At 54.3% G+C, this 23,124-nt stretch carries 16 protein-coding genes; 9 read left to right on the forward strand and 7 right to left on the reverse strand.

Annotated elements, in window-relative coordinates:
• The first annotated feature begins 84 nt into the window (after positions 1-84).
• Together AC2TF6_RS04905 and AC2TF6_RS04910 are read left to right on the forward strand one after the other, a co-directional pair.
• A complete protein-coding gene (locus AC2TF6_RS04905) occupies positions 85-9,075 on the forward strand; it encodes a glycoside hydrolase family 94 protein (RefSeq protein WP_491310150.1) in 8,991 nt (2,996 codons plus the stop codon).
• 96 nt (positions 9,076-9,171) lie between these two features.
• Complete coding sequence (locus tag AC2TF6_RS04910; protein ID WP_491310151.1) at positions 9,172-9,828, forward strand: spore coat protein; 657 nt, start codon at positions 9,172-9,174, stop codon at positions 9,826-9,828.
• 71 nt (positions 9,829-9,899) lie between these two features.
• On the opposite strand, the gene AC2TF6_RS04915 is transcribed toward AC2TF6_RS04910, so the two are convergent.
• The 3 genes from AC2TF6_RS04915 to AC2TF6_RS04925 form a co-directional block, all read right to left on the reverse strand.
• Positions 9,900-10,652 carry a YqcI/YcgG family protein gene (locus tag AC2TF6_RS04915; RefSeq protein WP_491310152.1) on the reverse strand — a complete coding sequence of 251 codons (753 nt, stop codon included), beginning with the start codon at positions 10,650-10,652 and terminating at the stop codon, positions 9,900-9,902.
• Positions 10,653-10,756: 104 nt separating this feature from the next.
• On the reverse strand, positions 10,757-11,383 hold the full coding sequence (locus AC2TF6_RS04920) for a LysE family transporter (protein ID WP_491310153.1): 627 nt from the start codon (positions 11,381-11,383) through the stop codon (positions 10,757-10,759).
• An 81-nt stretch (positions 11,384-11,464) separates the two neighbouring features.
• The gene (locus tag AC2TF6_RS04925) at positions 11,465-12,055 is read right to left on the reverse strand and encodes a DUF1989 domain-containing protein (RefSeq protein WP_491310154.1); all 591 of its coding nucleotides are present in this window, start codon (positions 12,053-12,055) and stop codon (positions 11,465-11,467) included.
• Positions 12,056-12,251: 196 nt separating this feature from the next.
• Between AC2TF6_RS04925 and AC2TF6_RS04930 the strand changes: the two genes are divergently transcribed.
• The 6 genes from AC2TF6_RS04930 (at position 12,252) to AC2TF6_RS04955 (ending at position 17,754) form a co-directional block, all read left to right on the forward strand.
• A complete protein-coding gene (locus AC2TF6_RS04930; RefSeq protein WP_491310155.1) occupies positions 12,252-12,914 on the forward strand; it encodes a phosphodiester glycosidase family protein in 663 nt (220 codons plus the stop codon).
• A 170-nt stretch (positions 12,915-13,084) separates the two neighbouring features.
• On the forward strand, positions 13,085-13,333 hold the full coding sequence (locus tag AC2TF6_RS04935) for a hypothetical protein (RefSeq protein WP_491310156.1): 249 nt from the start codon (positions 13,085-13,087) through the stop codon (positions 13,331-13,333).
• A 26-nt stretch (positions 13,334-13,359) separates the two neighbouring features.
• Positions 13,360-13,722: a restriction endonuclease gene (locus tag AC2TF6_RS04940; protein ID WP_491310157.1), complete on the forward strand. Its 363-nt coding sequence runs from the start codon at positions 13,360-13,362 to the stop codon at positions 13,720-13,722.
• 395 nt (positions 13,723-14,117) lie between these two features.
• Positions 14,118-15,494: a glycosyltransferase family 2 protein gene (locus AC2TF6_RS04945; RefSeq protein WP_491310158.1), complete on the forward strand. Its 1,377-nt coding sequence runs from the start codon at positions 14,118-14,120 to the stop codon at positions 15,492-15,494.
• A gap of 14 nt (positions 15,495-15,508) precedes the next feature.
• Positions 15,509-16,612 (forward strand): acyltransferase, encoded by a 1,104-nt coding sequence (locus AC2TF6_RS04950; protein WP_491310159.1) that lies wholly within the window; start codon positions 15,509-15,511, stop codon positions 16,610-16,612.
• A 2-nt stretch (positions 16,613-16,614) separates the two neighbouring features.
• Entirely contained in the window at positions 16,615-17,754 is a 1,140-nt protein-coding gene (locus AC2TF6_RS04955; RefSeq protein WP_491310160.1) for a glycoside hydrolase family 18 protein, read from the forward strand.
• 103 nt (positions 17,755-17,857) lie between these two features.
• Here AC2TF6_RS04955 and AC2TF6_RS04960 read toward each other — a convergent pair whose 3' ends face one another.
• From AC2TF6_RS04960 to AC2TF6_RS04975, 4 genes are all read right to left on the reverse strand, one after another.
• A complete protein-coding gene (locus AC2TF6_RS04960; RefSeq protein WP_491310161.1) occupies positions 17,858-18,589 on the reverse strand; it encodes a class I SAM-dependent methyltransferase in 732 nt (243 codons plus the stop codon).
• A 222-nt stretch (positions 18,590-18,811) separates the two neighbouring features.
• Complete coding sequence (locus tag AC2TF6_RS04965; RefSeq protein WP_491310162.1) at positions 18,812-19,693, reverse strand: WYL domain-containing protein; 882 nt, start codon at positions 19,691-19,693, stop codon at positions 18,812-18,814.
• The gene (locus AC2TF6_RS04970; protein ID WP_491310163.1) at positions 19,668-20,999 is read right to left on the reverse strand and encodes a helix-turn-helix transcriptional regulator; all 1,332 of its coding nucleotides are present in this window, start codon (positions 20,997-20,999) and stop codon (positions 19,668-19,670) included. The genes AC2TF6_RS04965 and AC2TF6_RS04970 overlap by 26 nt, the downstream gene beginning before the upstream one ends.
• A 244-nt stretch (positions 21,000-21,243) precedes the next feature.
• Entirely contained in the window at positions 21,244-21,639 is a 396-nt protein-coding gene (locus AC2TF6_RS04975) for a hypothetical protein (protein WP_370001474.1), read from the reverse strand.
• Between the two features lie 218 nt (positions 21,640-21,857).
• Between AC2TF6_RS04975 and AC2TF6_RS04980 the strand changes: the two genes are divergently transcribed.
• A complete protein-coding gene (locus AC2TF6_RS04980) occupies positions 21,858-23,123 on the forward strand; it encodes a class I SAM-dependent methyltransferase (protein WP_491310164.1) in 1,266 nt (421 codons plus the stop codon).
• Position 23,124 lies beyond the last annotated feature (1 nt).

The following is a 23,124-nucleotide window of genomic DNA, read 5'->3' on the forward strand; positions in this document are numbered from 1 at the left end:
CTGGGAATAATTTAGTTGTCCCGGACTGTTTAGTTACACCGGACGAACAGTACACCTTTGACTAACTGATCTCCGGAGGAACCGATGACCTATACGAACGAACAACTCAGCCAAAAAGCGCGGGAACTTGCGCTGCAGCACGTAACGACCATACCGCGTACAAGGCCTGCTTATATCGAAGAACATTTTAAGAAGAACATAGAAAGCTTAAGGGATTTTGTGCTTTCCCTCCAGACGGTTCATGCCGGCTGTACCCAACCGGCCGAGCAGTGGCTGCTGGACAATGCCGAATTTGTCGAAGAACAGGCCCAGGAAGTCAGGGCTCTGCTCCTTCAGAATGAACTGGGCCGCATGCCGAGACTGCGCGGCAGCGGGCTTCTCCGCATTCAGTCCATGATGGAAGACTATTTGACGCATGTCGAGGGAATTTTGAGCGAGGAAACGATACTCGCTTATATTCAGGCCTACCAGGAAGTGAGCGCCTTAACGCTGACCGAAGCCCGTTCGGTGCCGCTCATTCTGCGCCTGGTCCTGGTGAAGAAGCTGGCGGAAACGATGGCTTTCGTCCGGGAGCGCCGCGAAGTCTGCATAGACGTCGGGCGCATCCTTTCCTTGATCGAGCCTGCCGCCTTAAGCCCCGAAACGGTCCATCTCCAGGTGGAAAAAGCGGGCCTGACGGTTCCTTTGCCGGGCCCGTGGATCGTCCATTTAATCAGCCATCTGCGGGAATGGGCCGGGGATACGGCTTCCGTCCGGGAATGGCTGATTTGCAGTTATGAGAACGGCGCGGAGGACCTCGACCGCATCGTTTCTTACGAGCATCAGCTCCAGGCGGCTTATCAGGTCCGGGCGGGGAGCGTAATCACCAGCTTGCGCAAAAACGAGCGCTGGGACTGGAACGATCTCTTCGAGCAGATCAGTCTGCCGGACCGGACGCTCCGCCTAGAGTATACGGGCGTGTACCCGTTGCTCGACGCGTACAGCCGGAACCAGATTCTCGCTGAAGTGGAGCGGCTTGCCCGCCGTCTGCGGGTGCCCGAGAATCTGGTTGCCGGACAGGCGGCGGCGCTGGCCAGGGAAGCGGCGGAGAGGGCGGAAGCCGCCCGCGCCGGTTCCGGCAGCCTGGGTGCAGCCGCCGCGCACGCGGACGGCCGGAGCGGCTCTTCGCTTGCGGCGGCAGGAACAGCCGTGGAAGCGGGCTCCGCGTCCGGGGAGCCGCCTGCATCGGCACGAGCAGCGGAGGCGTCTACCGCGGGATCAGCCGCGGAAGCGGGCTCCGTGTCCGAGGAGCAGCCTGTAACGGCACGAGGAGCGGAGGCGTCTGCCGCGGGATCAGCCGTGGAAGCGGGCTCCGCGTCCGAGGAGCAGCCTGTAACGGCACGAGGAGCGGGTTCGCTTCCGGCGGATCTGCCAGCCGCAGATACAGGCGAGTCTCTCCGCCAGCCGCAACCCCCGGCAACTTCGGCCGCTTCCCCGCGAAGCGATGTCCTTATTCTCCACGAGAATGGAGAAGTCACAGCGCCTCTGGCGGCGGGGGACCGCACCCGGCAGCAGTTTCCTTCCTATTATCTGTTCGAATCGGAAGGTGTGCAGAAGCTGATCGCCTCGCTGCGGAAGTGCAGCTCTCCCCGGACGATGCCGGAGAACGCTATAACCAAGCGCCCGACCGGCACCTATTTCGCCTCGATGCTCGGCTTGTTCGCCGTGCTCTGGCTAATCGCGGCCGTATGGATCGGAAGCGGGTACGGTTTGTCCGCTCTCGCCTGGGCAGCCGTCCTCGCAGCTTTGCTATTGCCCGTGAGCGAATGGGGAATGACCTGGCTGCATTTCGCCATTGAGCGGATTTGCCGTCCGCGTCCTCTGCTCCGGTATGATTTCTCCGCCGGTGTTCCGGCGGAAGCCGGCACGATGGTGGTTATACCGGCGATCTGGTCTTCACCCGACGAGGTGGCGGAGCTTGCGGACCGCCTGGAGGTTCACTATCTGGCCAACCGCGATTCCAACATCCATTATGCGCTTTTAGGCGATTTTACGGATGCATCGGAAGAAACGCTTCCGGAAGATGACCGGCTGGTCCGTCTTGCGGAGGACAAAATTCGTGCGCTTAACGAGAAGTATTCCACGGCAGGCGGAACGACGTTTCATTTTTACCAGCGGCGCAGGTTGTGGAATCCCCGTGAGGGCGTGTATATGGGCTGGGAGCGCAAACGCGGCAAGCTGGTCGAATTCGTGGAGCTGCTGAGAGGCAGCGGCGAGACCAGCTACGCGGTAAAACTCGGCGATGCGTCCGTTCTTCCGCGCATCCGCTATCTGATCACGCTGGATGCGGATACGCAGCTTCCGATGGGCAGCGCGCAGCGGATGATCGGAACCCTGCATCTGCCGTACAACCGCCCACGCTTGAACAAAGCCCGGACACGGGTCGTGGAGGGCTACGGGGTGCTTCAGCCGCGCATCGGAATCAGCCACGATTCGGCGATGCGCTCGCGGCTGGCGTATTTCTGGTCCGAGCCGGGCATGGACCCGTATGCGTTCGCGGCTTCGGACCCTTACCAGGATGCGCTGGGCCAGGGCATTTTTACGGGGAAGGGCATCTTCGATGTAGATGTGTTTGCGGAACTTCTGTGCGAGCGGATACCCGATAATACCGTACTCAGCCACGATTTGCTGGAAGGCGGTTTTATGCGCGCCGCGCTGTTGTCCGATATCGAGCTGATCGACGATCATCCGGCCAAGTTTGTTTCCTACCAGAAACGGCTGCACCGGTGGGTTCGCGGAGACTGGCAGCTTGTATGCTGGCTTTTTTCCCGTATCTGCGACCGACGGGGTGTGCTCCGGCCCATTGATTTATCTTTTCTGACCTGCTGGCAAATTCTGGATAACCTGAGGCGGAGTCTGCTTCCGCCTGCGGTGTTCGTCCTACTCGTTCTCGCCTGGACCGTTCTGCCGGGATCGCCGTGGCGCTGGGCCGCTGTGCTTCTGGCGACGATGTTTCTGCCGCTGCTGCGGCAACTGTTTATGCTCCACCGGATTTACAGGCAGCCTAGACGGCTGCTGGCGACGGCCCTGCACGTCATTATCCAGATCTGGACGCTGCCTTTTCAAACGGCTGTGCTGCTGGATGCGATCGGCAGAACGCTGTACCGGGTGTTCGTCAGCAAGCGCCGGCTGCTGGAATGGACCAGCTCGTCGCATATCGAGCGAAGCAGCCGGGAACACCGGCGCACACCGCTTCTTCAAGCGGGATGGGGGTATGCGCTCATTCTCGTGTTTGCGCTCGCTTCGGCTGTACAGGCCTCGGCGTCCCTGTTGTGGGCGGGCCTTGCGCTAAGCTTGTTCTGGGCGCTGGCCCCTCTGGCTGTCTCCTGGCTGGACCGGCCTGTGGAGCGGGAGGAAGCACCGCTTGGAGCGGAGGAACAGGACAAGCTTCGGGTACTGGCTAGACAAATCTGGTCTTTTTATGAAGACTATGCCGGTCCAAAGGATCATTACCTGCCCCCGGATAACATCCAGGTAGACCCGCCGAACGGAGTGGCTCACAGGACGTCTCCGACCAATATCGGCTTTTTGCTGACTTCGGCGCTTGCGGCACGCGAATTCGGTTTTATCGACACCCCGTCGCTGGTTGAAAAGCTGGAAAATACGATCGGGACGGTCGAAAACCTGGAGAAATGGCACGGTCATTTATACAACTGGTACGACACGCTGACCTTGGGAGTTCTTCCGCCCGCCTACGTGTCCACAGTCGATTCGGGCAACTTCGTCGCAAGTCTGATGACGGTCAAACAGGGCCTGGCAAGCTGGCTGCGGCAAGAAGGGGAAACGCAGGGCCGCTTTACGGGGATTAGCCCGGCAGGGGCAGGGACCTACGGGATGGAATTTGCTGTCGATTTGGATCAGACTCCGCCCGGAGAATCCGCGTTGAACGAGATTGACGGAAAGGCTGGAAAATGCAGGGAAGACGGCAAAAACGGCATAGATGGCAGAGGCCGGGAGGGTCAAAACCTCGGAAACGGCGGCTGCCGCCCGGCAGTCCTGACGGCCGAAGGAAGCAGGTTGGAGCAAGCGGGTCATGAGGCCCCGTCGAATCTTCCGGATTGGTTGACCCGAGGGCAGCAGCTTGTACAGCGGCTCGAAGCGCTTATCGCCGCGACCGATTTTACGCAGCTTTACGACCATAAGGCTAAGCTCTTTGTTCTCGGGTATCATGGCGCGACAGGGGAGCGGGACAGCATTTTGTACGATCTGCTGGCGTCCGAGGCGAGGCAGACCAGTTTCGTCGCGATCGCGCTGGGCCAGGTGTCCGTATCCCACTGGATGGCGCTGGGCCGCACGGTCAAACTCCAGGGGAACAAGACCACGCTGATTTCGTGGTCGGGCACGATGTTTGAGTATATGATGCCGTGGCTCATCATGCGGACTTACCGCAATACGCTCTGGGACAGCACTTACCGGGGCGTCGTCAAGCGCCAGATGGAATACGCGCATGAACGGGGCGTCCCGTTCGGCATCTCGGAATCGGGCTATTACGCTTTCGATTACCAGATGAACTATCAGTACCGGGCATTCGGTGTGCCGGGCCTCGGATTCAAGCGGGGACTGGAAGAGGATCTTGTGATCGCGCCTTATGCGGCGGTTATGGCGCTTCCGTTTGCCCTCCGGGAAGGGCTGGAGGACCTGAACCGGATGGAGGAGCTTGGAGCAAGGGGGAAATACGGCTTCTACGAAGCGATTGATTTTACGGCGGAACGAATGCCGCAGGGGGAAGACTGCAAAATTATCCGCAGCTTTATGGCCCACCACCAGGGCATGAGTTTGCTGACAATCGCGAACCTGCTTCTCCCCGTTAAAATGTACGATTATTTTCACAGCGACAAACGCGTTCAGGCGGCCGAACTGCTCCTGATCGAACGCATTCCGCCGCGCGAGTCGATGCTGACCCGGGAATTGACGGGAAAGTCGCGTATTCAAAAGCCGGTGGCGGAACGCGCTTATTCCGCGCCGGAAAACATAGCGGCCGACACGCCGGCCCCGGAAGTGGGCGTCCACTCCAACGGGACGTTCACGACGGCCGTTACCAACAGCGGAAGCGGGTTTATCCGCTGGAACGGACTGGCCGTTTCCCGATGGAGGGAAGATCCGGTCGGAGACCCGTGGGGCGTGTATCTGTACATCCGCGATGTTACCCGGGAGAAGGTATGGTCCCCCACCTTCCAGCCCTGCCGCGTTCCTTCGGACTCTCAGAGCGTACGCTTCTCCCAGGAGCGGACAACTTTCCGCCGAGAGGATGAAGGCATACAGACCGTGCTTGAAATTACGGTCTCGCCCGAGATGAACGCGGAAGTCCGGCGGCTGACGCTGGAGAACAAAAGCGGCGAGGCCCGCATCGTCGAAGTGACGACGTTTCTGGAAATCGCTTTGGCGCTTCCCGATGCGGACAAGGCTCATCCGGCTTTCACGAAGTTGTTTGTCGAAACGCAGTTTGAGGAGGAGACGGGCTGCTTGCTTGCCCGCAAACGTCCGCGGAATGCGGGGGAGAAGTCGATTTGGGCTTTCCACAACTTGTCGGCCTTCGGCGCTGTTCTCGGCCCGGCCGAATTCGAGACCGACCGGGCGGCTTTCATCGGCCGCGGTCATTCCCTTGCGAGGCCGAAAGGACTCGCTTCCCGCCTCGAGGGCACGGTCGGTTCCGTCGCCGATCCGGCTTTCGTCATGCGCCGCCGCATCAGCCTCAAGCCGGGCGAGAGCGTCCGGCTCTGCGCGGTTACGGGCGTCGCGGATTCGAAGGAGCAAAGCTTGAACATGGTCCGGCAGCTTTTTCAGGCGCAGCAGGTCGACAGAACCTTCCGGCTCGCCTGGACCCGCAGCCAGATCGATTTGCAGCATCTGCATATCACGCCGGCGGAGGCCGCCGTTTACCGAGCGTTGGCGGGCCGCGTGCTTTATAGGGGGCCGTTCAAGCCAGAACAGGCGGAAAGCATCGCCGCCAACAACAAGGGGCAGCAGGGCCTCTGGGCTTACGGAGTTTCCGGCGACAGGCCCATCGTGCTGGCGAGAGTTGCCGACAGCGCAAATCTGCCGTTCGTGCAGAAGCTGCTGGGGGGCTTCGAGTATTTGCGGCGGCACGGGCTGTTTTTCGATCTCGTGCTGTTTAACGAATCTCCGGGCGGGTATCAGCAGGAGCTGAGGGATGCGCTCGTCCGCTTGTCGGAACAGGCAGCCGGAAATGCGGGTGCCGCCGGGCAGGGAGGCATCCATGTCGTTCCCGCTTCCGCAATGCCCGAAGAGGACCACACGCTGCTGCTTGCGGCGGCGCGGGTCGTTCTGCGTGCGGACGGGCCAAGCCTGCGGGCGCAGCTGAAGATCTGGCCCCGGAAGGATGCCTACGATGTGCCGCTGCCGGTTACGGTGGGGGAAGCGTCGGCTCCGCTCCGGCCGGATGCGTCCGCAGTCTCCGGCGCGGCTGGGGATACGGGTGGGGCCGCGGATACTGCCGCGGGCACATCCGCAGTCTCCGGCACAGCCGAGGATGCGACCGCAGCAACCGATATCGCCACAGGCACAACGGCTGCTTCCGGCACAACCGCCCCGGCGCAGGCCAAGGACACGACCGCTGCCCGGGTCACGGGAACGGGGCAAGATCCCGGCCCCTTATTTTTCAACGGGTGGGGAGGCTTTTCCCCGGACGGCCGGGAGTACCGGATCACGCTCAAAAATGGGGAGCATCTTCCGGCTCCATGGATTAACGTGATGGCGAACCCGCGGTTCGGCTGTCTGGCCTCCGAACTGTACACGGGATACACGTGGTGGCGCAACAGCCGGGAGTGCAAGCTGACCCCGTGGTCGAACGATCCCGCCCTGGACCCGCCGGGCGAAGTCTTCTATATCCGCGATGAACAAAACGGGGATTTTTGGCAGATGGCGCCTTCCCGGCGGCAAGATGATCCGTCCGTTTACCGGGTGACTCACGGCAGGGGATATTCGCGCTACGAGCATGAAAGCCGGGGAATACGGCAGGAAATGACGGTATTCGTTCCGCTGGAGGACCCCGTCAAGATTATCGAAGTGAAGCTGCGAAATACAACATCGCATAATAAATCCTTGTCCGCTACCTATTATGCGGAATGGGTGCTGGGCGTCCAGCGGGAAGGGAACGTCTCCTTCATTATGACCGACTGGGATGACGAAGCGGGCAGCCTGATCGCCCGAAATGCGTATCAGGAAAACTTCCGGAATGCCACCGCCTTCTTAACGGTTCATGCCGACGAAAGCAGCCTGTCCTGGACGGGCGACAGGCTTGAATTTATCGGCCGCAACCGGACGATTGAAGATCCGGCCGCGATGAGGCGGCTTGATCTGTCGGGCGTGACCGGTCCCGTTTATGACGGGTGCGGGGCTGTGCGGACGAAGTTCGAACTGGAACCGGGTGCCGAGCGAACAGTCTATATTCTTCTGGGCTGCGGGGATTCCCGCGAAGAAGCGGTGCGGATAGCCCGCAAGTACAGGGAGCCTGATGCTTGCATGGCCGCTTATGAGGCTGTCCGTACGTTCTGGGAAGGCTTGCTTGGAACCGTGACCGTGTCCACTCCTGTGCCGGAAATGGATATGATGCTGAACCACTGGCTCCTCTACCAGACATTGGCTTGCCGGATGTGGGCCCGTACCGCATTCTATCAGGCGGGGGGAGCCTACGGGTTCCGGGATCAGCTCCAGGATTCGCTGGCACTGCTGAACAGCCGTCCGGACCTGACCCGTGCCCAGATTCTGCTTCACGCTTCTCATCAGTACGAAGAAGGGGATGTCCAGCACTGGTGGCACGAGGAGACGCACCGCGGTATCCGTACCCGTTTTTCGGATGACCTGTTGTGGCTCCCTTACGCCGTGTCCCGGTATATCGATCATACGGAAGACAGGAGCATCCTTGACGAAACGGTGCCGTTCCTGACCAGCAAACCGCTGGAAGCGGATGAACACGAACGCTACGAGGAAACGGTCCTGTCCGGCAATAGCGGCACAATCTTCGATCACTGTCTGCGGGCGGTAGACCGCGCTCTGAAATTCGGGGAGCACGGGCTGCCTCTGATCGGCATCGGTGACTGGAACGACGGCATGAGTATGATCGGCCCCGAGGGGCGTGGAGAGAGCGTCTGGCTGGGATGGTTCCTTGGAGATGTCCTCCAGGGAATGGCCGATCTTTGCGAAGCCCGAGGAAAACAAGAACTCGCCGAGCGCTTCCGGAGCCAGCGGGAGAAGCTGGCCGCGGCGCTGAACGAAAGCGCCTGGGACGGCCAGTGGTACCGCCGCGCCTTCACGGATGCCGGTCAATGGCTCGGGTCGATCCACAATGCGGAGTGTCGCATCGATTCCATCGCCCAGTCATGGTCGGTCATCTCCGGCATGGCTCCGGACGATAGAGCCCGCCAGGCCATGAAATCATTCGACCGGGAACTTGTCGACCGCAGCTTGTCCGTCGCCCATATTCTGACGCCTCCGTTCGACAAGACCGACCCGAGCCCGGGATATATCCAGGGGTACCCTCCCGGTATCCGGGAAAACGGCGGCCAGTATACGCACGGTGTGATCTGGAGTATTGTGGCCTGGTGCGGTCTCGGAAACGGGGAAAAGGCGCTTGAACTGTTCCAGATGTTCAACCCTATCATGCATACCAAAACAGCGGCGGAGGTCCGGAAGTATGTCGGTGAGCCTTATGCCATGGCTGCCGATGTATACACGGAGCCGCCGCACAGGGGACATGCGGGCTGGACCTGGTATACCGGTGCCTCCGGATGGATGTACCAGGCGGGGCTGGAGTGGATTCTCGGCATTAGACGCCGGGGCGCGAAGCTGTCCATCCGTCCTTGTATTCCTCCGGAATGGCCGGAGTTCTCGGCGGTATACCGCTTCGGGGAATCCGAATACCGGATCACGGTCCTTAATCCGTCGCGGAAATCAAGCGGTTGTACGCGCCTGACCATCGACGGACAGGAGGCGGACGGAGATTTCTCCTCCGGCGAAGGTCCGTTCGTTCCGCTGACAGACGATAACCGGGTTCACGAGATTGTCGTGACGTTGTAATCCGGAGGGGGAGAAAGAAAGTCCTCCTCATAAAAAGAGGATTCAAAACCTAAACTATTCAAGTTGTTAAAAATCAACTAAGCGGAGGGATTTCACATGCAGCAGCAAAATTATTTCAACAATCAGAACCAGCAAGGATTGCCTAACTTTAACCACGGCGGCCACGAATTTTTTGACATGCACGAGGTGCTTTCCGGCACGATCAACATGCTCGACCAGTTTATGCTGTTCCGGACTTTCGTCAAAGACCCGGAGCTTCTGGACATCATCGACCGCCAGTACAGCTTTATCCTTTCCCAATACAACCTCACCGCGGAATGTTTCGCGACAGGCCGGAAGCCGAGCCATGAGACGTCCACGTACATGATGCAGCAGCCGACCAGCATTCAGTACGGCATCAAGCCGAGCCAGCCCAAGAAGCCGAACCAGTCTCTGGCGGACGTGAAGGACGCGGGAATCAGCGGCCATATGCTCGGACTGATCAAAACGCACGCGTCTCTTCTGACGATGTCCGCTGTGGAAGTCACGAATCCGGTTGTCCGCCGTGTTCTTGCTTCCCAGGTGCAGAATTTCATTGAGCTGGCTTACGAGATTTTCCTGTACCAAAACAAACATGCGTACTATCAGGTGCCCCAGCTTCAACAAAACGATATGCAGAGCATGCTGAACACATTCGTACCAACGCCGGGCTACCCGCAATCGCCTATCGGCAATCAAGGCATTCCGGCGAATTTCGCTCCGCGCTACCAGTAAAAATACAAGAAACCCGGTTATGGCTTTCGTTAAAACCATACCGGGTTGTTTTTTATTTATGAAAAGGTTCGTTATTTTTCAACTGATTTTTTCATCGCCATGAACGGGCACCGGGAAGGGGACGTTTCATCGTTCCGCAGGAAGTACTGTTTCCACTCCTGATTGTCCTGCTGTCCGTACCATTTTAAGGAGGCATGCACCGGCATGTCATCATAGTCCGCGAGTTTTTTGCGGATTATTTTGCTGATATTCCGTCCGAACGCAGTCGTTTCATTGATCTCATCGAAAACCCAGCGGGGTTGGAATGCCACAAGGAACGAAGAGAAGTGCCGGCTTTTGCGCTGCCCGTGCGCAGGTGTCGCGCAGAAGGCGAAATAAGGCTGACCGGCGAAACAAAATTCCCACTTGGGCTTCGCAGGGTCCTGCGGAATATCTTCGGGCCAAGGGGCTGTGTCTTTGTCGTGCAATCGGTTGAGGAGGGACCAGAACAAGGTTTCGTACTCAAGAACGTCCGCGTGATTTTTCAAGTCCTCCGGGGTTTCGAAAAAAATAACAAGCGAGGCGTATTTTCCCGTTTCACGCGAGCAGCTCCCATAGGCGTTCAGAAGCTCGGCCGTATCGGATACAGCTTGGGCAGACCGGGGATCGGGCGCAAAGCCGTACCGGAGATTATTCGTGACGTACCCTAGGTGTCCGGGCACACAGGGGTACTTGTTCTCAGGGCCCGCGATCATCGCGGCGAATTCCCCGAACGCCGTCCGCTGCCATTCCGGAAGCTCCATTCTGTGCTCCTCGATCCAGATCTTACTGCGGAGTTCCGTCATCTCTCCACTCCTCTCCACACCATGCAGTATATGGGATCGGATTGGAATAGGTGAATGCCCCGTACGGACCTGGGGTTGCCGGGGTTACCGGAGGTAACCGAGGGTCAGCCCGCAAGCATCAGAAGAGCCTGATAGCCGAAGTAAAGCCCGAACAGAATCAGCGAGATCCCGGCTAGCAGGGAAGTGATCTGAAGAATCAGGCGGTTTCCGAACCGATGGAAGGAGCTTGCGATGAGGGCTATCGAGACATCCCAGACCATAATGCCGACAAATACGCCGAGGCTGTGCCAAAGCGCCTGACCGGCGTCGTGACTCTGCGAGCTTTGGGCAAGAATGGAGCCGTATATACCCAGCCAGAAGAGAATGGTCAAGGGGCTCGTCAGCGCTATAAAAAAGCCGGACCGAAAAGAGCTCATTTCGGAAGGAGACTCCCGCATTTCGCCGCTTTCCCTTAGCTTGAGACTTTTCAGGGTCACGATTCCCGTGTATAGAAGAACAAAGCAGCCGAACAGCCACAGGAAGGTTTTCATAAAGGGGGTATCGAGGAAGTGGGCAACGCCGAAATAAATCAGCAGCATGTAAAAAAGATCGGCAACCATCGCGCCCGCTCCGACCAGCCACGAGTGAAGAAAGCCGAAGCGGACACCTTTTTCCAACTGGGCGGCATTGACGGGGCCTGCGGGCGCGGATAACGAGATGCCAAGCACGACATAGGTCAAGAAGGCATTCAAAAAGCAACACTCCCCTTAGAGATGATGACAGGTACAAGCGTACAAGTCATTGTATTCAGGGGATGTCCCGCTTAGAAGAATTTACAAAATTTGGACTTCGATCGGTGTGCAGACGTAGCCGTTGCAGATGCTTTCCGAAGCCGGACAAGCCGACATCGCGACCAGCAGATCCGTTTCCGCACGCAGGTCCACGTAATCCCCGGCCTTGGACAGCGGTCTTTTGACGCTAATGGAACCGTCCGGCTGTATAACCGTGTGCATAAACAAATTGAACGGATAGTGCTGTTCCGGAGGCTCGATGCCGAACTGGGCGATGGCCCGGTTCAAGTTGTGGTAACAGCACGCATGATCCTTCTTCTGGTACGTGAACTCGTACATTTCCGGCCGGCAGGCGGAGTTGATAAAATCGTGCTGGCCCACCGTGTCGGCCACAATGGTGAGCAGCGGCGTATAGCGGGTGGAATACAGGATATCCCCGGGGGTTACTTTCATTTTGCGCAGAGCATCCATCGTGACGGCCGGGTCGAACTTCTCCGTGGGATTGTCCGCCCGGTAGGCGACGATATCGGCAATCTGCTCGCCTTCCACGTCCGTGATCCGCACGGTCTGGCCTTTGCCTAGCCGGAATCCGAGTCCTTCGGTTGCGGGAATCCGCCATTTTTGCGTGGACAAAACGGGTCCTCCTCTGTATGGAAAGATTTTATTAGTATGGCTTGGGTCCCGTGGGGGTATTCGCCACCGTTTGGCCGCGGTTAGAGCCGGAAGAAAAGGAAGAAAATCCGGTCTTAGCGGTTGTATTTGCACGCCCTTTTCCGCCTTTAAAGTGAAGGGGCTGACGCCCTGAAAACTTAAAGGGGAGTGAATATACATGGCTTATACCTTTTCAACGGTCACCGCATCCAACGGAGTAAAGCTCTATTCGATTAAAACGAGTCCCAAAAACATTACCATCAAATCCATCGGCGCATCGAGCGTTGTCGGACAGACGGCTTACGGGGTGAACGGCGGGTATTTCTACGACGGGACTTTGCTGCAGATTGCGGTGAACAACAATATTCCCGTGGCGCCTAACGGCAGTGAGAACGCGAAGTATGCCCGAGGCACGCTGGTGTGGGACGACAAAAATGGAGAGTTTTCCGTTCAAGTCGTTCGTAAGACGGACGAAATTCTGGTCGCTAACAAAAGCAATTACTGGGCGCAGGGCGGTATCAGCATGATGTTGAAAAGCAGCGAGTCCGCCTGGAAAACCCAGGCCGCCGCGGAGAATATCCAGAACCCGGACGGCGCGGCCAACCGGACCGCCCTCGTGTACAACAACACGAACAATATTTGGCTGATCGTGACCGATTCGAAGCCGACAGCGGCCGCTTTCCGTACCGCGATCAAAGAGAAAATCGGCTCCGGAACCCTGGTGGACGGCATCTTCCTGGACGGAAGCGGCTCCTCGCAGTATAAAGTGGCCGAAGGCTCCTACGGCGGGTCGGATGCCACGCCGCGGCTTGTTTATCAGATGGTCGCTTTGAGGAGCTGATTGTTAAGAGGGGCTTAGGTCCCTCTTTTGGTTTGAGAAAGATCAATATGTATCTACCTAAATTAAGAACGAAAAAAACAGTATACAGTTATTGCCATTTAAAAGTATACTGTATGGGCATTTGTAATGAATTAATTTCATCTGCATTTTTTAGGGAGGTTAAACTTGTAATGGCAAGAACGTATTATGCGGAAGGCAGACAAGTTGCTTATCTTGTTCGCGGTCTTTGTGTGTTAGTGGGGCTGTCCGTATTTTTTTCAACAGGACTCAAAGAGTTATGGTGGATGTTTTTTGTAGTCCTGTTTGTCTCTGTATTTATCGGTGAAGTCTTAGGAGCTAAATGGACAAAAAAGAGAAGAGAAGATAAAAAAAACGGACGAAAAAGCCTGCCAGTAATAAAAAGAATTATAAAGCGCTGACTGATCAGCAGATTTTGACCGCTCGTTTGGATACATTATCCGGAACCGATTTCGAAAAGTTAATGGTATTGTATTATCAAGATCAAGGTTATTCCGTACAAAGAATCGGAGGGTCCGGTGATCATGAGGTAGACTTAATTCTTAAAGGCAAAGAAGGATATAAAATTGCGGTTCAATGTAAGCGATGGAAACAAGATGTAGGAAATGACATTGTTCTTAGATTAAAAGCGGGTAAGCAGGTGCATGGATGCTACGATGCCTGGATCGTAACAACAAGTAATTTCACAAAGGCAGCCAAAGAGGCGGCGGAACGATTGAATATAAAGTTAATTAACGGTCTTATACTGGAAGATAAATTGAATCGTTGGAAGAAAAAAAGAAGTTTGTGATCTGGATGCATATATGTAGATTTTTTTAACTTGTGTCTAAATTACTTAATTTTTCTTAATAATATTCTTAAAAAATCCAATTAATTACTTAAAAGACTTCAAGTAAACGCTTTGAGTCTTTTTTTTCTTTACAAATAACGAAAATCACAAAACATTCACTTACCAGGGTTAGATAATCGGAGCAAAACGGAGGAAAATTTTAGTAAACGTGTGATGTATTCGCTTTATCGGATGATGTAAGAGTTTTACACTACTAGTAGATTAGACTAAATTAGATAAAAAGAACTACATTTCCAGAAGAAAGGAGATTATCGGATAAATCCTTTAACGCTGTAATGCGTGGCTTAACCGGAGGAGACCTATAGACAAAGAGAAAAGATAGGAGGAGTAGAGAGATGCAGATTCTGTTATACGTAACGACAATCGTTTTTTTGGCGTTCCAGCTCCTGTATACCTTTATTCCACTGCTGTTCAGCAAGGTAAAGAAGCTGGAGGAAGGCTTGGAGGAAAAATCGATTTCCGTTCTTGTGCCGGCCTACAACGAGGAACTGACGATCCGCAATTGTATCGAAGCGATGGAAGGCCTGAAGTACCGGAATCATGAAATCATCATTATCAACGATGGATCGAAAGACGCAACTCTCCGGAGGCTCCAAGAGCTGCTGGATCTGCAGGAAGACGACCGTCAGGTCATGCAGGAGTTAACCTATCAGCCGGTTAGAGCCTTTTACCGTTCCCGGCAGTATCCCCATATTTATGTCATCGATAAACAGAACGGCGGCAAAGCCGACTCCCTCAACGCCGGAATCGATTACGCCCTCTCGGACATCGTCATTACGCTGGATGCCGACTCGATGCTGGAAGCCCACTCGCTTCAATATGTGAACCAGTATTTTCACGATCCCGACGTCATGGCGCTTGGCGGTACCGTCAAGATTGTCCAGGGCGCGGAAAGAAAGGACGGGCAAATCCAGGAGAGATTTACGGGCAAAGGTCTCATCAAGAGTCAGATCATTTCCTATATTCACGGTTTCTACGTTAGAAAACTGACCCAGTCGGCGCTTAACTCGATCGTGGTCATTTCCGGCGCTTTCGGCGCTTTTTACAAAGACGTGCTCATCCAGGTGGACGGGTTCCGGAGCACGGTCGGCGAGGACATCGACATCACGCTGAAAATCCACGAATATATCAAAGCGAACAACCTTTCCAAAAAGCTCGTGTACGCCCCCGAGGCCGTCTGTTACACCGAATGCCCCGAGAACATGCCGAACTTCTACAAACAACGGATCCGCTGGCAGAAAGCTTTTGTCGACTGTATCCTCATTTATTGGTCGGACCTGCCTCGTAAGTTCAATCTGGGCGTCCGGCTGTTTTTCGCCATTGACGGCTTTGTACTGGGAACGCTGACGGCGTTCACGACCTTCGTGTATTTGTTCCAGCTGCTTATAGCCGGAGATGGCATATGGATGGCGCTGCTCATCCTGTCGGCCACGCTGCTTATTAACGCCATTCAGATTGTCATTTCGCTCGCGCTCTGCAAGAAATACGGGAGCACCTATACGCTCAAGGATTATATCCACATGTTTATTTTCAGTCAATTGGAACTGCTGACGTATCGGAATGTGCTGCTCTATATCAATATTGTGGGGACATTCAAATATTTCGATAACGACGAAGGCTGGGGCTATGTCGAGAGAAAAGGAATCGCGTCTATCTCCCGGAACGTAACCGCCCCGCCTTCCGCACCCGCTGCCCCACTATCCCAGAGCTAACGGAGGAAACCTTTATGAACAACCCAGTGCTCAAAACGAACCGGATCATTTACATCGATCTCCTGCGGATTCTCTCGATTCTCGCCGTGATCATTTTACATATTACCGCCACCCTGCTGACCAGCACGAACGATTTCAATACGGCCTCCTGGTGGGTGAGCAATCTGTTCAATTCCGCCGCGCGTTTCGCGGTGCCCGTCTTTTTTATGATCAGCGGAGCGATGATTCTGCGGTCGGAAGTCAAATCCTACAAAACGTTCTTCCTGAAGCGCATCATGCCGCTTGTCGTTTCGCTCGTAAGCTGGTCCCTCATCTACAGCATTTTCACCCAGTATTATTTGCAGAAAAGTACCATGGGCGCGGGGGAATTCCTGCTCAGCTTCGCTTATAAGTTCATTCTGGACCGCAACTATATCCACCTGTGGTTCCTGTATGCGATCATTGCCATCTACCTGACGGTGCCGCTCATCAGCCGAATGGTCAAGGCATGTACCGAGAAGGAGCTGCGGTATTACCTGCTGCTCTGGTTTACCGTCAGCATCGCGTACCGCTTCATTACGGACTGCGTGCTGCGGATTACGTCGGAAAGCCTGTACGTGCCCATCATGAACATCCCCTTGTTTATGGGGTATCTCGGTTATTTTATCCTCGGCTATTATCTGTTCCATTATGAAATATCGCTTAAGCTGAAGAACGTCCTGTTCAATCTGGGGATCGTCTCCTTCTTTCTGACGCCGGTGGCCACGTATTTCGCTTCCATGTACAGCGGGGTGTTGGACGAAATGTTCTACGGCAATTACTCCGTGACGACGTTTTTCATGGCGGCCGGCCTCTTTATTCTCTTTAAAGAAAAGGATGTCGCGATCAGCGCCAAGGTAAACGACAAAGTCAAACGGCTCGTCGGTTCCATTTCCAAAGCGAGCTTCAGCATTTACCTGATTCACCTGCTTATCGAAATTATGGTCTCCCGGAGGACGGAGGTCGAAGGAAGTCTGGTCGAGACGACCGTGACGCTTCTGTTTAACCTCGGCGCGGTCTTTGTGGTCAGCTACATTCTCGTCAAAATTCTCAATCTCAACAAAATCGTGACGAACGTCTTATTCGGCGGGAAAGGGTAACGATGAAAATACACCTGTATACGAAACTGTTCGTGGCGCTGCTGATCTCCGGAATGGGCTTTTACTTCTATACCACCACTCAGGCCGAAGACCATAAAATCAACTCCGTCTACGTCATCCCGACCGGGGACAAGCTGGACCAGATCAACTTCGAGGAGAAGAAGGTCGACATCGCGTTCTTGGCTTTCGCCCAGATAGGGGACAAGTACAAGGTAGCCTTTCATACAGACGAAGCGGCGGATGCCGAAATCAAGGAGAACATCAAAAAGCTCAAAAAAAACAATCCCAAAACGAGCCTTGTGCTCGCGGTAGGGGGATACGGGGCGGACGGCTTTTCCGACGCCAGCCTGCAGGAGAACCGGCGGACGTTTACCGACAACATTATCGCCCTGGTCAAAGAGCTCGGCCTGGACGGGGTCGATATCGATTGGGAATATCCGGCCTCGGATGCCTGGGGAACGCAAAAATCCCGCAGTGAAGACACGCAGAACTTCACGTTCCTGATGAAGGAACTCAGAGAGAAGCTGAACCAGCTTCCGCATAAGAACAAGAAGTATATCCTGACCTTCGCGTCAGGGACGCAGGACTGGTACTTCAAGAACGTCGAGGTTAAGAAAGTGGAAAAGTACGTCGACTACATCAACGTCATGAGTTACGATCTGACCGGCAAATGGTCGGATACGACGGGGCTCAACTCCAATCTGTACAAGGATGCGGAGAACAAATCCATAGACAGCGTGGACGGTATTGTGCAGCTGTATCTTAGTCACCAAGTCGATCCGGCGAAGCTGCTGCTCGGGGTTCCCGCGTATTCGTACGGATGGGAAGACGTCAAGAGCGACGGCGACGGTGCGTTCTCGCCGGGCAAGTCGATCGACATCGACAAAACCGATCTCAGCTACAAGACCATCGAGGAGAAATACATGGACAAGAACGGGTTCAAACGGTATTTCGACGAGAAGGCCAAAGCCGCTTATTTGTACGACGGCGAAACGTTCATCTCTTACGAGGATAAAGAAGCGCTTCGCGAAAAAATCGCCTACATTAAGGCGAACAATCTCGGCGGCGCCATGGTCTGGGAATATTCCCAGGATGCGGACGACGGGCTTGTGAAGTACTTGGGGGATCATTTGAACGAATAGGAAAAGGGAGCGGACGCTTCAGAAGCGTACGGCCCCGGGCTGTCTCTTAGGAGGCAGCCTTTTTTGTATCGGGGAGCCGGGTTTAATGCAAATGACACCGAGGCTATATTCGGGGAGTAAATTTCCGGCCGATAATATTGCCCTCCTTATAGCCGTCGTCCCCGAAGAAATCTTTTGCCAGATGCATGTATAAGCGGGGATGAACAAGCGATAAAGGATCCGATTCTGAAGGTTGGTAATCTTTAAGGGAAGCATAACGGCTCAGAGCTTCTTCTCTTACATAAAGCAGGGTGTTTTGTGCGTACCACCACTGGACATGAGCATTTTCCCAGACCTGCTTGCGGATACAATCAATGGCGACAAATCCCTTTTTGTTAAAAAGCTCCGCCCAGTAGCCCGGCCACTGCTCGTTAATATGATTTTTGCCCCCTTGATAAGGAATAGCAGCGGAGAATAAAACGGCATCCCCGTGAGAAACGAGGGTATTTACATAGGTTTCGGCGGAAGTGTGGGGCAGGTGTTCGCCGACCTCCAGGGAAACGACCAGATCATACTGCTTCCCGGAAGAAAAAAACGTAGCCAGATCATGTTTTCTGAAATTCTCTTTCGGTATTTGGAGCATGTCCTCATTCACATAATCACCGTCTACCCCCAGGATTTCCCGGACTCCGCGGTCTTTAAAAACGGAAAGCCAGGCGCCCGTGCCGCACCCGATGTCGATGACGGATTCGGGGTTAATAAGGTCCAAGAGAATAGGAACTATCTCGCAGGCCGATTTCCTGGACCCATCCTGCTGTGACTTAAAAAAATCCGGGTTATAAACGGTTTCGTTCATTGTTCTCACCACTCCTTTTCCACTGGAAATCATGTCAGCCATGGCATAGAAACTTGGAAAAAAATTATAATTTCGCTCAGATACCTACTGTTTTTCAACGTTTTTCAGACAATTGAATCGGTATTAGTATTTTATGGTAAATTATACCTTGTTTTATCTATTGCTTACAATCGTTTGAAAAAGGTTTAGTATTGTTTTCCATATCCGCACACAAAAAAAACGTCAGCTCCCCGGAGCCGACGCTTTTGGCGTTTCTATGTGCTTTTCCGTCTCTAGATCAGGCGATATGCCGCCGTTTTCTTCAGGTTCATCCCCATAGCGTGCGAGCGCCCGCGCTGCCGAATCGGCCATGCGCCACTGCAGATGCCGTCCTTCCACGACTTTTACTCTCATTCCGAGAAAACGGATTTTCGATAAAATGTACTCTGCGTCTTCACTCATATAAGTCAGCCGGATCCGGTACAGATCCATCTCGTCGTCATAGCTTACCTCTTTCTCGAAGCAGGAGAAAGCGTACAGAATTCGGGACAACTCACGGTTATAAGTGCGGACGACTTCGATGACCGAGCTTTCTTTGCGCAGCCGGGTGCTCTGGTCAAGCTTGGCGATAATCTCCTCGTATACGCCGTCCGCCGGAGCCTCAGCCTCCAGCTCAAGGATGCTGCCGAGCTTGGTCGCCATATACATGCGGTTCCGCAAGTGGTACCAGAGCAGGTACCATTCTTTCTTCACCATGGAATATTCCAGTTTGTAAGGGATGCCCGACTGGCTCTCCATCGTACGGCCGTTTCGGATCCGGTAGCTGAGCCTGATTCCCTGCCGTTCCCTCATCAAGCGGCGCAGGGGGCGCAGAAGCGGATGGTACACCTGCTTCTCGGGGCTTTTGGCCTTCTCCGTAACGAGGGAAGCCGTCCCCAGATCAGGCTCCTCTTCGAGAAGGCTGCGCAGCTTCACCAGCGTTTCGGCCGCAAATGCTTCTTCCGCAGCGGGATGCTCCAGAGCGGCCTTTAACCAGGTGCGCTCATGGGAAGTCAGCGTCACGACACCGGACTCCTCCAGCCGGGAAATCATCTGGTAGTTAAAGATTTTCTCGAACAGGTTCATAGTAGGCGTGAATCTCCTTCCATTCCGCGATGAATTCCTTTCTCAGCTGCCGGGGCGCGAGCACTTCACAGCTGGACCCGAAGCTGCGGAGCCAGGGCTTGATCTCGGTGCATCCGTTGACCGTGATTTCGTAGACGAACGATTCTTCGTTCTCTTCGGTAATTGTTCCCCATTGCCCTTGCAGCAGCACCCTCTCCTTGATAAAGTCTGCAGGCGCATCCAATGGCCTGTAGAAACGCGCACGGACCTTAACAGGTCCGGATGTATCAATGAGCCAGCTGTAACGCGTTTTCTCTTCCAGTTCCGCCAGCTTGCGCCGGAATTCTTCTTCCGGGACCGGGTTCTGCTCCTCGATCTGGGTGAGTCCTTCGATCCGGAACTTCATGATCCCTTTTCTCGCATCATTGCCGAGCAGGTACCATCTTCCGTACTGATGGTCATACACGACCTTCAGCGGAAGCACATGCGCCTGTTTCCCGGTTGTCTCCCGTTCGAACAGGGGATTCGTATTACGGGAGGCATAGCTTTTGTGCGTCTTCGGCGAAAAATACAGAAACCGGAGCTTCCTCCGCTGCCGGATAGCCTGAAAGAGGGGGAACAGATGCGCTTCGTCCAGAATGCGCGAGTAATAGTGATATTTGTATAAAAAAGGCTCGGCGATTGCCGCTTCCAGCCCCTGCTGCCGGATCGCTTTCTTGAGGCTGTCCCGGAGGAGATAGCCCTGCACGGAAGGAAGCCGGGTATTCGCCATCACGTCCGCAAAATCGTACAGGTCCAGAAGCTCCTCCCGGCTCAGCTGCCGGATCAGATCGTTGTGCAGCCGGTACCGGTAGGGGCGGCTGCCGCCTTCTTTGCGGATCACGCCGACTTCCTCCAAATATTTGAGGTCGGAGCGGATCGTTTTCTCGTCGGGAAGAGGAACATCGTCCGGCATTCCGCCGCAGCATGCGTCGATCAGTTCTCCGGCCGACATAGCCCGGTCCCGCTCCTGCATGACCGCCAGCAGGAAGGGCAGACGCCGGCTCTCGGACTCCTTCATCGATTTCGCCCGATAGAGGAAGAGGAGCAGAGGATCGGAAGACTCATAGTAGTTGAAGCGGAGCATCTCCGCGAATTCCCGGCCCTGTTCTTCGGCCAGCGGATAAGAGACGGTGCTCGCTATTTCTTTAAGGCGGCGAAGCGTTTTATCAAACGTATGTACGGAAATGCCCAGCCGCTCGGCAAACTGCTGCCGGCTGTAGGCGCCGCTCGTCAGAACAAGCAGACGAAGGAACTGGATTTCTTTATCGAAGCTTTCGCGGGCCATGGTCCTCCCCCATCCTGGTTTGATTCCCTAAAATCTGTCATCTTTTCATTGTATCAAAGGCCGGAGACGGGGGGAATGGAAAACTTTCTCTGGCGTCGTAATACTTTCGCCATGTTCCGCCGCCGCCGGATGAGCGAGAATGGGGATATGAGAAAGGTATGAATGGGGGCAGACCGAAGGGAATAAAAAAGACCGGGCAGCGTTGGGAAGTGAGGGAACTTCTTCGCTACCTAGTCTTGGTTAATTATTTCGTGTAGAACGCATTCAAATTGTAATTATGGTTTCCATCCGTGCTGTAGCCTGATTTCACAGCTATTCTGAAATAGTAAGCCGTGTTTTCTTTTAAAGACGTGTATGTGCCTGTAATGTCTTGTTCTACCGATTTCAGAGCGATTTGTTTATCCGCGTCATATAGCGAAACTTTATAGATTTGTGCACCGGGAGAGGTAAGGGTGAGTTTAAAGGTTACTCCCTTAACACCTTTTGGTACTACGAAACGAACCCAGTCGACCTGATCTTCTGTTTTTAGTTCGCCCTTATAGTCTCCCGGAGGGAAATCGGCGGCGAAAACGCTGGAGCCTAGCGAGAAAATCAATGTAAATACCATCATAATAGAAAGAATTAATTTAGTGCGTTTCATACAATAATCTCTCCCAGTCATGAAATTTTCCAATATGCTATGTGATTTTTACGCAGAAAACGCAACCCTCAAATTAGTAATATTGGAATAATTAAACATTATCATATTTTTTTGGACTAGGCAATGCCATTACAAAAGTTAGAAGATAGATTCGTTTTCCGTAGCATTCAGTTCGAGAACTATATGAAAACTATAAACCTATTAAGGAGAACCTTCTTATGGCTATTGTTCAGCTGAGTTCGACAAATCCGCAGTTTTCTTATCTCATCCGCAAAAATCCGGAATCCGGCATGCTGCTCAGACCGGTCCGCAAAGGCATAGCTTACGGCTGGTACACCGGCGAGAACACCTTTAACGTGTATTTTAAGGATGCGGACAACGAAATTTCCTACAAACAGCACGACAAGGAAGAATTCGAATACCTCAATGTGTCCCGTTACAATACGCCGTTGTTTCCGTTGAGCGCATGGAACGAATTTTTTACGGCTCCGCTTAAAATCCGGGACGAACGGGATACGGAAGGATTTACGCACACCGTCCGGATTCCGATGATTCATATCGAGATGATCCGGTACATTCATTTTTTTGAAAAGCATCTGCCGGATTTTTCGTTCGAAATCGTGCATCAAGCGCATAAAACCTACTCCCTGACGGTGACGACGGGCCTAAGTCTTTATCACCTGCTGCATGCCGCTAGTGTGCTCTGCTTGTTCTTGTCCACGTTCGGCAACGAATATATCGACATTTCCGATCTTCTGCTCGAGAAGCATATCCGCAGCGTTCAGGTGATCGACGCGCCGTTTTATATCCGCAGTTTGTTCGTGAGGAATTTCCTGAATTCGCGGGAGCGTTTCAAGAAATATAAGGCGGAGCTGGAAAAAACGGACCGCTACGAAATCGATTTCGATTTCGGGGGAACCGGTCATCAGAGGCGGACTTTCATACGCAGTGAGCTCCCTTTTGACAAAGCGGTTCTCGATATCGGGTGCGGGGAAGGGTTTTATGCCATCCCTTTCGCGACGAAACTGGAAGACACTTACTACGCGGTGGATATTGACGAAGAGGCGCTGGAAACGGTCAGCCGCAAGGCCCGGGCCAAGGAACTGGATAATCTCGTTACCCTGCCTTCGATCCGGCATTTTCTCGGCCAGTATAACGGAGAACAAGTCGATGTGATTCTGACGGAGGTCATTGAACACATGAATCCCGAAGAAGCGCAGGCGCTAATTGTACAGGTTTGCGCGGAGGTCGATTTCGACCGGTTTATCATTACGACGCCTAACGCCGATTTCAATCCCTTCTATGAACTGGACGGTTACAGGCACCCCGATCATAAATGGGAGATGGGCCGGGAGGAATTCAGGCAGTGGATCGACGGTTTCATCGGGACGACGGGCTGTCAGGCCGAACCGGTGGCCATCGGGGACGGAGTCAACTCCATCCGCACGACGCAGGGCGTTATTTTAAGGAAAAAGGAGGCATAAC

The organism is Paenibacillus sp. JNUCC 35 (assembly GCF_058269095.1).

Excerpts from the sequence above, each read along its gene's own strand:
- AC2TF6_RS04905 (WP_491310150.1), top strand. The coding sequence starts at position 85 with ATGACCTATACGAACGAACAACTCAGCCAAAAAGCGCGGGAACTTGCG.
- AC2TF6_RS04910 (WP_491310151.1), top strand. The coding sequence starts at position 9,172 with ATGCAGCAGCAAAATTATTTCAACAATCAGAACCAGCAAGGATTGCCT.
- AC2TF6_RS04915 (WP_491310152.1), bottom strand. The coding sequence starts at position 10,652 with ATGACGGAACTCCGCAGTAAGATCTGGATCGAGGAGCACAGAATGGAG.
- AC2TF6_RS04930 (WP_491310155.1), top strand. The coding sequence starts at position 12,252 with ATGGCTTATACCTTTTCAACGGTCACCGCATCCAACGGAGTAAAGCTC.
- AC2TF6_RS04935 (WP_491310156.1), top strand. The coding sequence starts at position 13,085 with ATGGCAAGAACGTATTATGCGGAAGGCAGACAAGTTGCTTATCTTGTT.
- AC2TF6_RS04945 (WP_491310158.1), top strand. The coding sequence starts at position 14,118 with ATGCAGATTCTGTTATACGTAACGACAATCGTTTTTTTGGCGTTCCAG.
- AC2TF6_RS04950 (WP_491310159.1), top strand. The coding sequence starts at position 15,509 with ATGAACAACCCAGTGCTCAAAACGAACCGGATCATTTACATCGATCTC.
- AC2TF6_RS04955 (WP_491310160.1), top strand. The coding sequence starts at position 16,615 with ATGAAAATACACCTGTATACGAAACTGTTCGTGGCGCTGCTGATCTCC.
- AC2TF6_RS04960 (WP_491310161.1), bottom strand. The coding sequence starts at position 18,589 with ATGAACGAAACCGTTTATAACCCGGATTTTTTTAAGTCACAGCAGGAT.
- AC2TF6_RS04965 (WP_491310162.1), bottom strand. The coding sequence starts at position 19,693 with ATGAACCTGTTCGAGAAAATCTTTAACTACCAGATGATTTCCCGGCTG.
- AC2TF6_RS04970 (WP_491310163.1), bottom strand. The coding sequence starts at position 20,999 with ATGGCCCGCGAAAGCTTCGATAAAGAAATCCAGTTCCTTCGTCTGCTT.
- AC2TF6_RS04975 (WP_370001474.1), bottom strand. The coding sequence starts at position 21,639 with ATGAAACGCACTAAATTAATTCTTTCTATTATGATGGTATTTACATTG.
- AC2TF6_RS04980 (WP_491310164.1), top strand. The coding sequence starts at position 21,858 with ATGGCTATTGTTCAGCTGAGTTCGACAAATCCGCAGTTTTCTTATCTC.